Origin of the sequence: uncultured Shewanella sp., from assembly GCF_947497935.1 — a bacterium.
Classification (GTDB): Bacteria; Pseudomonadota; Gammaproteobacteria; order Enterobacterales; family Shewanellaceae; genus Shewanella.
On the sequence record NZ_CANMIO010000007.1, the window covers coordinates 137348 to 150007 of the forward strand.

13 protein-coding genes are annotated in these 12660 nt (G+C 42.5%); 6 read left to right on the top strand and 7 right to left on the bottom strand.

Translation table 11 applies throughout. The features are described 5' to 3' along the window. Positions 1-69: 69 nt before the first annotated feature. A complete protein-coding gene (locus Q1A86_RS10385; RefSeq protein ID WP_299806179.1) occupies positions 70-1230 on the bottom strand; it encodes a homogentisate 1,2-dioxygenase in 1161 nt (386 codons plus the stop codon). Positions 1231-1384: 154 nt separating this feature from the next. Between Q1A86_RS10385 and Q1A86_RS10390 the strand changes: the two genes are divergently transcribed. After that, a complete protein-coding gene (locus tag Q1A86_RS10390) occupies positions 1385-2281 on the top strand; it encodes a LysR family transcriptional regulator (protein WP_299806181.1) in 897 nt (298 codons plus the stop codon). 345 nt (positions 2282-2626) lie between these two features. Beyond that, complete coding sequence (locus Q1A86_RS10395) at positions 2627-2986, top strand: DUF6508 domain-containing protein (RefSeq protein WP_299806183.1); 360 nt, start codon at positions 2627-2629, stop codon at positions 2984-2986. A 144-nt stretch (positions 2987-3130) separates the two neighbouring features. Here Q1A86_RS10395 and Q1A86_RS10400 read toward each other — a convergent pair whose 3' ends face one another. Both Q1A86_RS10400 and Q1A86_RS10405 read right to left on the bottom strand, forming a co-directional pair. Next, positions 3131-4123 (bottom strand): cytochrome-c peroxidase, encoded by a 993-nt coding sequence (locus tag Q1A86_RS10400; protein WP_299806185.1) that lies wholly within the window; start codon positions 4121-4123, stop codon positions 3131-3133. Positions 4124-4376: 253 nt separating this feature from the next. After that, on the bottom strand, positions 4377-4607 hold the full coding sequence (locus tag Q1A86_RS10405) for a PGPGW domain-containing protein (RefSeq protein WP_299806187.1): 231 nt from the start codon (positions 4605-4607) through the stop codon (positions 4377-4379). Between the two features lie 385 nt (positions 4608-4992). On the opposite strand from Q1A86_RS10405, the gene Q1A86_RS10410 reads away from it, so the two are divergent. Next, positions 4993-5658 carry an ABC transporter substrate-binding protein gene (locus Q1A86_RS10410; RefSeq protein WP_299806189.1) on the top strand — a complete coding sequence of 222 codons (666 nt, stop codon included), beginning with the start codon at positions 4993-4995 and terminating at the stop codon, positions 5656-5658. A 129-nt stretch (positions 5659-5787) separates the two neighbouring features. After that, complete coding sequence (locus tag Q1A86_RS10415; RefSeq protein WP_299806191.1) at positions 5788-6600, top strand: alpha/beta hydrolase; 813 nt, start codon at positions 5788-5790, stop codon at positions 6598-6600. A 17-nt stretch (positions 6601-6617) separates the two neighbouring features. Here the strand turns inward: Q1A86_RS10415 and Q1A86_RS10420 are convergent, their stop codons facing one another. Then, a complete protein-coding gene (locus Q1A86_RS10420; RefSeq protein ID WP_299806194.1) occupies positions 6618-7025 on the bottom strand; it encodes a YccF domain-containing protein in 408 nt (135 codons plus the stop codon). A gap of 377 nt (positions 7026-7402) precedes the next feature. Between Q1A86_RS10420 and Q1A86_RS10425 the strand changes: the two genes are divergently transcribed. Next, entirely contained in the window at positions 7403-8320 is a 918-nt protein-coding gene (locus Q1A86_RS10425) for a pyridoxal-phosphate dependent enzyme (RefSeq protein ID WP_299806196.1), read from the top strand. Positions 8321-8938: 618 nt separating this feature from the next. Here Q1A86_RS10425 and Q1A86_RS10430 read toward each other — a convergent pair. Next, positions 8939-9112 (bottom strand): hypothetical protein, encoded by a 174-nt coding sequence (locus Q1A86_RS10430; protein ID WP_299806198.1) that lies wholly within the window; start codon positions 9110-9112, stop codon positions 8939-8941. A gap of 505 nt (positions 9113-9617) precedes the next feature. On the opposite strand from Q1A86_RS10430, the gene Q1A86_RS10435 reads away from it, so the two are divergent. Then, entirely contained in the window at positions 9618-11228 is a 1611-nt protein-coding gene (locus Q1A86_RS10435) for a mechanosensitive ion channel family protein (protein ID WP_299806201.1), read from the top strand. A 77-nt stretch (positions 11229-11305) separates the two neighbouring features. Here the strand turns inward: Q1A86_RS10435 and Q1A86_RS10440 are convergent, their stop codons facing one another. Beyond that, positions 11306-11971, bottom strand: coding sequence for a ChrR family anti-sigma-E factor (locus Q1A86_RS10440; RefSeq protein WP_299806204.1), 666 nt, complete (start codon positions 11969-11971; stop codon positions 11306-11308). Then, on the bottom strand, positions 11964-12608 hold the full coding sequence (locus Q1A86_RS10445) for a sigma-70 family RNA polymerase sigma factor (RefSeq protein WP_299806207.1): 645 nt from the start codon (positions 12606-12608) through the stop codon (positions 11964-11966). The genes Q1A86_RS10440 and Q1A86_RS10445 overlap by 8 nt, the downstream gene beginning before the upstream one ends. Positions 12609-12660: the final 52 nt, after the last annotated feature.

Genomic DNA, 12660 nt, shown 5'->3' on the forward strand with positions numbered 1-12660 from the left:
TTGCTACATACCAGCCATTCTCTTGATGGCTTCTTTTGATAGCTTAAAGTCTTGAAAATATTGCCTTGGTTAGCTTTCAATCCAAGAGCGGTTGTAGTCATCACTCATGCAATGTTTTACATGTTCGGTTAGTTTCAGCGGGGCGAAAGTATCGACCATCACTGCGTATTCGTAGGTTTCTGTTTTACCGATTGACGCCTCTGTTTTCCCTGGTTGTGGCCCGTGGGGAACCCCCTTTTGATGCAATGTCATGTAACCTGCTTCGATACCAGTACGGCTCATAAAGTCGCCATCGACGTAATAAAGCACTTCGTCACTGTCGATATTGCTATGGTAATAAGGCGCAGGGATCGACTCTGGATGGAAGTCGTAGGGACGTGGCACAAAGTTACAGATCACAAAGTTGTGTGCGCTAAACACTATGTGGTCAGACGGTGGTAGGTGGATCTTACCAACCTTAGGCGCGTACTCTTGAATATTGAATGCCCAAGGGTAAACGCAGCCGTCCCAGCCCACTAAATCAAACGGGTGCCACTCAAGTGATGTCAGCTGATATTTATCACCAAATTTGCAGATAAGAGGGAAGTCACCTTTCTCGACTATGGCCTCTTGAAGCTCTGGAGTGCGAATGTCACGTTCGCAGTAGGGCGCAGATTCCAGCATCTGGCCATATTCATTGCGAAAATGCTTTGGTACCTCCACCATGCTCGAAGATTCGATAACAAATAACCTGACATTAGTGTAGTCATCAAACTTCAGTTGATAGGTGGTGCCGCGAGGTATGACGAGGTAATCCCACTTATTGACTTCAATCGCGCCATACTCGCTTAATAGCGTGCCTTGACCTTCGTGAACAAATACCACTTCATCGGCATAGGCATTGCGATAAAACTCATCACACTCTTCACTAACCTTCGCCGTATACATGGCGACATCGTTGTTAAAGAATATCTTGTTACGGCTACTAAAGAAGTTACCGCCGCAGTCGGCTTGCTTGGTATCTAGCTTATAGTTTTGTACTAATGAGTCTTGCCAATCTTCGCCATGAGATAAGCTATAAGGGCTAACCGCTAATGCCTTAGTTGGCATGTTGTGATGGTATTTGTTGGAATAGATGTTGGAAAAGCCATGGGTGGAGAATAACTCTTCACGGTAGAGCTCCCCATCGTCTTTTTTAAAGGTGATATGGCGCTTCGCCGGCACAATACCTTGCTTCACATAAGATGGCATATTCGCAGTCCTTCGGTGCTCAAGCGCACGCATTAAAATAATAATGTGATCTAAGTTCAATTTAGTTGCTTGAATGAACAAAAAAAAGAATAATAATTAGCCTATCTTAATCAGATTTTTAGATGGTAATTTATTGTTTACGTTGGAGGGTTAAATGCGTATTGATGTAGATGCTTTTAAAGTGTTACAGGTTTTAGTCGAAGAAGGCAGTTTCGCTAAGGCGGCTGAGCGCTTGCACAAGGCGCAGTCTGCAGTGAGTTACCAAGTTAAAAAGTTGGAGCAGCACTTAGGTGTAAACCTTTTTTGTCGGGATCAGTATCGGGCAGAGTTAACCCCTGAGGGAAAAGTTATTTTGGCCGAGGGGCAAAGATTGCTGCAGTATCTGGCGAATATTGAACATCTAGCCAGCCGATTTAGCGAAGGCTGGGAGCCTAAGCTGGAAATTATCATCGACGGAGCTCTGCCGATGAAGCCCATTATGAGAGCATTGAAACGGCTTTCTGAGCAGCAGATCCCCACAAAGGTGCAGCTTAATATGGAGTTTCTGGGCGGCGTGCAAGATAGGTTCGAGCGAGACAGTGCCGATCTGATGCTGGTTAAAGACTATCGCACTGGTCCCAGTTACCGTCCTCAGGCTTTACCGCCAATCACCAGTGTTTTAGTGGTCAGCGCTGAACATGCGTTAGCTCAAGAAAAAGGCCTTAGTTTATTTGAGCTGCAGCAACATGTGGAGTTAACCATTGAAGACTCATCGCCAGATAAGCACTACCGTGACGAGTTGCAGTTTGGCGGTGATAAGGTGTTTTACCTTTCAGGTTTTATTATGAAGAAGAATGCACTCTTGATGGGGTTAGGGTTTGGTTGGATGCCAGATTTTTTGATTGAACAAGAGCTTGCTAGTGGGGAGTTAGTGGCAGTGGATTTTAATGGCGGTAATCGTTATAGCTTCATCCCTCAATTGGTATCAACCATGGAGCGGCCACTTGGTCGAGCAGGTCGTTTATTTACAGATTTAGTTTTGGAGGAATTTAGCTGTGAAAAAGCTCAGTAGTGAATGAGTACTGAAACAAGTTGAGATTAACGCCAAAGCGCAAATGCAGATTGCATGGATAAATGCGAATCGGCTTTTTATTTTGCGTGTATATCAACAGCACGATTCGATGTTACAGCCTTTTAAGGCAGTAACTTCCAAGATATGCGCGACTTATTTAATCATAACCCCCTGAGTGTACGCTTTAATAAGCGCCTCCGGCTGTTAAGTTTGGGTTCAGTCTCCATCAATTAGAATTAGCTTATCAAAACTTGGTACAGCAAATGCAGCTTTAAGAGTGTGGCCCTAATAGGGCTGAAATTAAATTTTAAGGCACTCAGTACCTAGGTTAGCTGGAGGTTAAAGATGAACAACTCTACTTTACATGGTTACGTGTCGAGCCTTTACACTCAGTACGCGAATGACCTTAAATTAGGTGAGCATTTTGTTTCTGAAAAGCGATTGCAAGAGTTTGTGACTGATTTGGAAACAAGCGGCATTTTGTTAGGCAAGTTTAACTGGGATGAATGGTATCAAAATAGCCATATGGTTGATCGCCCTGAATATATAGCCGAGGCATCATTCTATGAATGTCAGTTACTGTTAACGGCAATGGCACGGATTGATAGATTCAGTCCAGGTATTTTAAGCAATATGCGATGCCAAGGGGTATTAATTGCTATTTTAGAGCGCTTTCAAACCCTTCATTATAAACAAGCGATTTGAGCTGCTGATGCTGAAATAGGGTAAACTTCATCGAGTAAAATCGTAAGAAGTTAGAAACTAGAAACATCATAGTGAAAGCTTAATATATAGAAAGAGCCGCTACTCGCGGCTCTTTTCGATCCTTATACTCTAAGGAGTCTTGATTTAGTCTTCGAATGGAACAGGGCGAGGCGTGTTCTTGTTCGATGGCGGTAGGATAGGCAATACGATTTGTGGCTGCTCACCTGTTAAAGAGTTGAGGAATGCCACCATCTCCTTCACTTCTTTATCCGACAGCTTTTGCCCAAGCTGAATGTCAGCCATGGTGTTAACCGCTTCTTCGAGCTCCCAAACGCTGCCGTCATGGAAGTACGGGTAGGTTAGCTCGATGTTACGTAGCGTAGGCACCTTGAATACAAATTTATCGGCTTCTTTGCCTGTTACGCCTTTTCTGCCTTCAGCTGGGTTATTGGTGTGGAATGGCTTAACCAGTCCCATCTTCATATACATGGTGCCGCCAACAGCTGGGCCGTTATGACAGCTCACGCAGCCTTTATCTTTAAATAACTGGTAACCAGCTTTAGCTTGCTCGCTAATTGCAGCTTTGTCACCTTGAAGATATAGATCGAATGGTGCATTCGGTGTGACAAGTGTTTTCTCGAATTCTGCAATCGCATCGGTGATCATATCTATGCTGATCTTTTTCGAGTCATAGACTTTTTCAAAGCGTGCTTGGTATGCAGGCATAGAACGTACGGTATCAACAGCCAGTTCATGGCTAAAGCCCATCTCTTTCGGGTTAGCAATCGGTCCAGCTGCTTGTTCTTTAAGATCCTTAGCTCGGCCATCCCAGAACTGTGCTAAACCATATTCGGCGTTTAGCACGGTTGGAGAGTTGATTGGGCCCTGTTGCCAGTTATGGCCAATAGATGTTGGCAGTGCATCAACGCCACCAGTAGATAAATTGTGGCAAGAGTTACAAGAAATAAAGCCTGATTTTGATAATCTTGGTTCAAAGAATAGCATCTTTCCAAGTTCTACTTTCTCAGGATTGGTGATAACCGCCGCAGGGATGATTTCAATAGGTTCGTTAGCAGCATGTGCACCGATAGATATTGTCGAAAGTAGCGCGATGGAAAGTAAACTCAGCTTATTCATAATGGCCTCAAGTAAACATTACAGTTTGTAGGGGTAATCAATGAGGCAATAATAAGGAGCTTTTGGAAATTATGGTAACGCTTTGTTTCGATTGGGACTATCGTGGATTTGGATTGATTTTTTGGGATAAAGATCGCAGACAGACTACCTAATGAGAGGTAGGTTAGGTATAGAGTTGACTTCTACCGCTTGCTTTAATCGACATCAGGGTTCAATCGAGACAAAAAACGCTTACGAACAGTAAAAAAGCGAGCTATTTTTTGCTCAATCTACGCAGTAATATTTTCCTATCGATCCAGCGAGCCGTTTTACTCATATGAGCCTGACTCTTTTTAAGCCAGTGGCGTGCCCATGCATACTCTAGGCTAAGTACCGCCAGCCCGATAGGCAGTAAAAGCCAAGCAGGCCCTGGAAGGACAAGCAATAATGCGCCAGCAAGTGTTAGGCAGGTGCCAACGAGTGTAATTACGGCTTTTTTTATCATCTTTTTACCTCTAACTGAGTCTGTCGCTATTTGTTACTTCTTATCAGTGTAAACCAAAGTAAAAGTAATCATTTGTGTTAATTGTAACAAAGACTCCTACCCTATAATTTGGCTTATTTAGCCTAGGCGCCATGATGTATCAAGGTTATAGGCTTGGTGTTATCGCAGGTTTTGACTAAAATCTTTGGTAGGTTAAGTAAAACGCTTACTGAGCGGTAAATAATCAATAACGGCTTTAGCAGTAAGTAAAAGGCGATATGTGATCTCGGGTATAAGGCTGTTAAAGAAGTTCAGAGCCATTTTCGCTAGCTTTTATAGAAGGCTGGCAAGCGTCGTCTTGTGTCTATATTTTGTAATCTTCTCTTGCAATATAAATGCAGATACCTTGTATTTAACGTCACTGCATTGGCCACCTTTCGCTGGTGAGCAGCTCAAAAAGCAAGGGGCCTGCATTGCTATCACAAAAGCGGCACTCGAGGCAGTTGGGCATACTGTAGTTGTTGACTTCTTTCCTTGGAGCCGAGCTGTGAGAATGGCGTCGCGAAATGATTCCAAATACTTGGGTTACCTGCCTGAATATGTCTACCCCACAGATAAGTTTGTTTTCTCCCAAGCTATGGCGCGAAGTGTTTTAGGCCTAGTCGAACAAAAATCCCACCCTGTTAGCTGGACTCAACAAAGTGATTTGAATCATTACACCATTGGCGTGGTTCAAGGCTACGTTAATACCAATGAACTTGATGAGATGATGGCCAAAGGAAGCCAGCCATTCGAAGTTGTTGCATCGGATCTACATAATCTGAATAAGGTCGCTACTGGGCGAATCGATGCAGCGATTATTGATGAGCATGTGCTGAAGTATCTGCTTGCCCAGCCCAATATGGCGCATGTTAGGAATAAATTGCAATTTAATAAAAAGTTTCTGACATACAAAGAGTTATTCGTTGCGTTTAAAAATAATCAAGAGGGACGCATGTGGCGAGACCGTTTCAATCTAGGATTAGCCCAAATCGATGTCCAGCAGATCTTAGAAAACAATATGCATCAATAGGCTAGATTGACAGTTGTGGCAGGTAATGCACGCAGCATTAATGATTTCAGGCTGGTGATTTTCGACGTCATTGATTTTGCACTTTTGAATTAGCAGTAATAGCTCAGATTCAATGATATTGGAGTAATCATGGCGACTGTGGTGTTAATTCGTGGCTTAATGCGGGATAAACGTCATTGGAAAGACTTTACTAACTTGCTTCAACAAAGCCTATCTGACAGGCATCGCGTCATAGCGTTAGATACCTTAGGTAACGGGTATCTGGTTAATAGTCTTAGTCCATTAAGGATTGATGAATATGCCAAGGAGTTACTCGAGCGCTTAAACTACGATAGCAACTACGATAAAACCTACCAAAGAAACTCTGATAAGTCTGAGAACTATTATTTGGTTGGGTTATCTATGGGGGGCATGATAGCGCTGCAGATGGTCAGCTTGCAGGAGCGAGCTGTGGGCTTAGAAAGTGATAAAAGGATAAAAGCTGTGGCGGTGATTAATGCTAGCGCCGCCAATCTATCTCCTTGGTATGAACGGTTTAAGCTTAATGCTTTGTGCTTGGCGTTTAAACACAGACTTAAAGGAGCAAACATCAGTGCGCTAGAGGCAAGTATTATAGCCTTAACAAGCTCGACTCAGCTGCACAATATGGATTTAGCCCGTAGGTGGAGTCAATATCGCATAGCAACGAGGACAAGGTTGACCAATGGATTGCGTCAGCTATGGGCTTGTAGCCAGTATATGAGCCCTGCAAAGCTATCTGTGCCAATCACAGTGCTCAGTGGAAGAGAAGATAAACTGGTCAGCCCTGATTGCAGTAAAAAGCTTGCTCAATACTATCAAAGCAAGCTTATTGAATTTCACCGCGCTGGTCATGACTTAAGTTTGGATTGTCCTGAAAAGCTCTGTCAGGAGCTTATCGAGAGCTTCTCACTTAACTCTTAAACTTTAAGCCTTAAACCTTAAGCTTTTGCAACTACCGTTTGCCCAATAGGTGTTAGGCTTAAAATCGCTAACTTAAGGTGCTGTAGGGCAAATGGGATCCCTATGATGGTAACTGCGCAGGCTAAGGCATGGGCGATATGCCCTATGGCTAACCAAATTCCAAAAAACAGGAACCATATAATATTTCCCACCATGCCAAAGGTGCCGGTTCCAATGTCATCATTTCCGGTCAATGTGCGCCTGTTGATAGAGTCTTGCCCGAAAGGCCAGAATGTCATTTCGCCTATCACAAAGCAGGCTCTACCAAATGGGATCCCTATGATACTGATAAAACAGAGTAGCCCTGCGAGCCACCAAGCAAGCCCCATCACAAATCCACCTAAAACGAACCAAGCAATATTAAACACTAAACGAAGAACTGCCATTAAAGGCTCCTTATAATTTTTGCATACAGGCTCTTAGCCTAATTAGGTATAAGCTATTTCCGTGCCAATATTTAAGTTGTTGTATTTATTGCTGTAAGTTGGTTTCACTCTTCGCAGGATATTGCTTTTGACCAAGAATTAGCGATTTAAACACTATTTTTAGTGTCTAGCTTTCAGAGTTAAGGACTAAGAGTGAAGAGTAAAGGCTTGTGCTTATTCTTGGTCACGGTTTCCGCTGTGTTTATTCTGACTAAGCAAAATGATTACCCTGAAAAAAGGTTAAGGTTTAGAATAGCGATATCGAAATAGTTAATAAATTACCCCTATAACAGCGTGATTATAAAGCGCTGTTTAACAAGCATTAGAGTGAGTAGAGCGTGTTAGTTAATACCCCTGTAGAAAGCATCAATTTTAACGGCAGTCGGATCTATGTGAAGCGGGACGATCTGTTAAGCGAAGCATTTTCTGGAAATAAGGCGCGTAAATTTGCGTATTTTCTCGATACAGATGTGGCTGGAAAACGAGTGTTAGTCGGTCATGGATCACCTGTGGCAAACTCTCTTTACTCTATGTCAGCACTCGCTAAGCTTAAAGGCCTACAGCTGGATTTCTATGTCGATCATATTGCTGAACAAGTTTTGCTTTCGTCAGTTGGTAACTATGCCGCTGCCATTGCTAATGGCGCCAATGTTATCGATCTCTCGAAGGTTTCAGATAGGCAAGAGCTGAGCTGCATTGAGTATATCGAGCAAAAAGTGCTGCCACAGCGCGATGATCTGTTATTTGTGCCTGAAGGGGGGCGCTGTGAATATGCAAGATACGGTGTTCATAAGCTGGCACAAGAAGTTATAGACTGGGCTAAAGCCGAAGAGTTAAGTGAGTTACGAGTCTTTTTACCCTCAGGGACTGGAACAACGTCGGTGTTTCTCAGTGAATATTTAGCCCTACATGCACCTCATATTCAAGTCTTTACCTGCGCCTGTGTGGGTGACAGTGAATACCTCAAGCAACAATTTACCTTCCTAGTCGCAGATAATAGTTTGCATCCACAGATTGTTGAATTAGAGAAGAAATACCATTTTGGTAAGCTTTATAAGCCTTTCTACGAAATGTATAAAAAAGTCTGCTCTTCAGGCATTGAGTTTGAACTACTTTATGATCCTCTAGGCTGGATGTGCGTCGAGAAGTTGCTTCATAGCGAGGCGAACATACCCATGCTTTACATACATCAGGGGGGGCTATTAGGTAATGCGACTATGCTACCAAGATACCAACGTAAATACGCTAACGAGTGAGTTTAGCAGGATGATTTAACGTTGAAGTTTCCACTTGGCTTACTGGGTAATGATACCAAGATAGTTAGCAAGAGCTACCAAGATAGCAAGGTAAATACGCTAACGAGTGAATTTAGCAGGATGATTTAACGTTGAAGTTTCCACTTGGCTTACTGGGTAATGCGGCAGCGATACCAAGATAGCAAGATACTAACGTAAATACGCTAATGAATGAGTTTAGCGGGATGATTTAACGTTGAAGTTTCCACTTGGCTTACTGGGTAATGCGGTAGTGATACCAAGATAGCAAGATACTAACGTAAATACGCTAATGAATGAGTTTAGCAGGATGATTTAACGTTGAAGTTTCCACCTGGCTTACTGGGTAATGCGGCAGCGATACCAAGATAGTTGCCAAGATAGCAAGGTAAATACGCTAACGAGTGAATTTAGCAGGATATTTTAAGGGTGAGGTTTCCATTTGGTTAGGCTTAATACCTTAAGAGGTATGGCCTAACCCAAATGAATTGACTAAATAGCTGAGTAGATGTTTCAGTCCTATTCGCTTGCCTATGAAGACAAACATTCGATACGAGTGAGAGGAGGTGTATCGAAGAGTCAGTTTTTACTTTTTTGAGCTTATTTATTACTAGACAATAACCACTTCATAAATGATAGCGCTTCGATGCGCTTAGAAAATGTCTGTCTATTTTTGCCTCGACTGTCAGTAAAGGCGATTGATGTTTTGTTGACTGAAATTGAGTCTACTGGAAAGTTAACGGTAATTTCATGTCCATTTACTAGGTATGACATATGGCCACACTCCTTATATTTTTAGCTACCCATTATAGGTAGTGTTTTTTAACAATAAGATATCCTTAGCATTTTTGCGAAAGATGAATTTTAAGTTCTATGTGAGACTACTCATCTTTTTATGCTTATACAAGTCGCTTGTGTTCAATAAATTATGTAAATATGTATGCGTTGTCGCAAAATGAACATAAAAACAAGCTGCTTAAGTTAAGCATATAGTTATGACAGTGGCATGACTGTCAATAAAGATGGTTTAACCTGTTGAGATAACGCTTATGTGGGGGGATCGAACGACGAATCGTGGATTTTACCAAAAGGCGGAAATGACTATCTTAAAGGGTTTATCTTAAAACTGCGCGAATTATATTCAGTAATAAACCAATGTCAATAGGTATGCGGTTATTATTTGTCTCAATAATTACTTTAGTTTTCCGTTAGCAGTTTGTTACAGTGTCGGCAGTGCAAGCTGTAACCTTAAGGGTACGTACTTTCGAATGGAGTCTATATGCCGCGAATTTTTTATTTCGTCCTGCTGTTAATCATGTTTTCTACCTCATTTTATTCTCATGCAACGGGAATCGTATCGGTAGCGACTAAAGCGCAACAAACGACTGAAGAGTCACAAGTCCAGTTACCAAAACAGGAATCCTATGATTATCAGGATAGCCTATTTCGAGATACTCCCAGAGGCACGCTTGCCGGGCTGTTTGAAGCTGCGTTTGAGCAAGATTATGACAAGGCGGCCAAGTATTTAGATCTACGTTACCTACCAGAAAGCATGAATGCTGAGCTTGGTCCTGAATACGCGAAACAGTTAGTCGCAATTATAGAGCGTAATATCTGGGTCAACTTACAAGAGGTCGATGATACGCCGAGTGGCAGTAGTAATGATCAACTGCCCAATTACCGTGATGCCTTTGGTCGAGTCGAAGTAAAAGGCAGTGAAATCACGCTATTGTTGCAAAAGGTACCCAATAAAGAGTTAGGCTCTATTTGGAAGATCTCTAATGCCACGATTGCAAAGGTCCCTCTTTTATACAGTGAATTAGGCTATGGTCCTGTGGTGGAGTGGTTTGTACAGCACATCCCTCAAGGACATTTATTCAAGTTAAACCTCTGGGAATGGGCGTTATTGGTTTGCTATCTATTATTGGCCTTGCTGGTGGTTATTCCTATTACTTGGGTGGCGAAGAAGCTGATATTGCGCAGTCATTATCAGTATAAAGAAGATGTCGCTCACCTTGTGATTGGACCCGCTCGTCTGCTTATTGCGTTATTGCTCGTAAGAGGCTGGATGGCACACACCACGCTATCGGCTAACGTGATTGAAGTAGTCAATACCGGTGTTCTATTGTTAATTGCGGTGATCTGGTTTATTTGGTCTTTGACCGATGTGATTCAAAATAGCCTACGTTTGCGTTGGATCAACCGCGGTAACAGCCAGAGTGCGTCTTTATTAAGGCCGCTTGCTAATTTTACCCGAGTGATGCTGGTGGCTTTGTCGGTACTCATTTGGCTAGAACACTTAGGGTTTGATGCCTCAACTATCCTTGCGGGATTAGGTATTGGTGGTATCGCGGTGGCCTTGGCCTCAAAGCAGTCGATAGAAAACTTTATTGGCACCATTACTTTGTATTCATCAGCTCCGATAAAGGTGGGTAACATTGGCCGTTTTGGCAGTATAACCGGCACAGTGGAGGAGATAGGACTTCGCTGTACCCGTATTCGAACCATAGATCGCTCTGTGATTAATGTACCAAATGCACGGTTATCAGAGATGGATATCGAAAACATTTCTGAGCGAGAAAAGATCCGCTTAAAAACAGATATTCGACTAGATTATCAGACCAGTACAGAGCAAATTCACAATATTATCGATGATATACGCAGCTTGCTAGAGGAACACGACAAGGTAGAGGAAAGTCCTCTGAGGGTGACTTTCAAGGGGTTTGGTTTATATGGTTTACAGCTCAATGTATTCGCCTATATTGGCACAACAGATTTTGCAGAGTTTCAGTTAGTATCGGAAGAGTTGCATTTTGGCATTATGAATGTGGTAAGTAAGCATGGTTCACGTATTGTACCTGTAGTACCTATTGCGGCGACGCAAACATAGCTGTTCTTCGCTTATTAAAAGACATAAAAAAGGTCGCATATTGTTATTTAGCGACCTTTTTCTTTGGTTAACCGTAGCTAGTAAATCAGTTCTCCAATCGGGTTGAGCAGTTTACTTATCCCTTTAGTAAAATGCAGTGGTGCATCTACAACTGTATAGCATAAGCATCCATTCGCTGTTTTTGGTGAGTGTTTATGTTGAGCATCAAGTTCAATAAAGTCACCTGGTACATATTGGCTAAACTCATCTTCAAAATAACCCGCTAACAGTAGGGTTACTTCCCGGCCAGTATGGGTGTGTTCGGGAATTTCACCATTAGCATCGATATGTAATAAGCTTGCACGTGCAGTGTCATCATCAGCATCTAGTCGCATACGACTTATTTTTCCTAATCCGCTCCATGATTTATTCGCTTGTTGGCTCAATGCGCGCGGCAGTTGGTACTTATAGCCATTGACTTGCACTGTTTGTCTCGATGTTGAGTGGCTAGTTTGTGGCGTTGCTGGTAATTCCATGATCTGGGCCATCATGCTACTGAAGTCCATTTCAGTGTTTGTAGGCTCAAGTAATGGCTTATCATCCACTAGGCTTGCTTGTGCAAGTTGTTCGGTAAGCGCATTTAACTTGTGTTTACACACAGTACAAAGTTCACAATGAGCAGATACGGCATTTGCAAGACCGAGATGTAACTTTCCCTGAGCATGCAGTAATAGCATCTCTTCTTTTGGATGATACTTAATCATAATCTTTCTCCAAAATGCTTCTCAGTTTTACAAGGCCTAGTCTAAGTCTTGATTTTATAGTACCTAAAGGCACCTCTAATTTACTGGCGAGTTCTTGTTGGCTTAATTCGTGAAGGTAAACTCCTTTCACGACTTGCCTTTGACCGAGGGGCAGGGCATCTACATGCTTGAGTAATTTTGCCGTGAGAATATGGTCTGGGTGTTCTTCTGCTATAGCGGTTTCAAATACCGGCCAAATATCATCAGCAAAAGTGTCTTCTTTGTTGTGTTGAACCTTTCTAAGCATGTCAAAGCAGCGGTTTCTCATTATAGTAAACACCCAAGTGGTGATTGAGCCTTTTTCTGCATTGAAAAGGTGCGCCTTGGTCCACACGTTTGTCATAGTCTCTTGAACCAAATCCGTCGCTAAACCTTGATTAGCGAGTTTCTGATTGCCAAAGTTGAGAATTTTAGGCGCAAAATAGCTAAATAGCATGGCATAAGCCTGCCTGTCTCGGTTTTCCGCCACCTCAGTCAAACATATTGTCAGCTTGTCTATAATCGCTTTTGCGTCTGCGTCGTCCATAGGTTGCTTATTTGTTATTACATGAGCTTTATCATAACCACTTTGACGACTTTGTGACTGAATATTTTGCATTCATACCACTCTTTTATAATAAAGGCGCTCGTTACCGCCCTACAAGTTATAT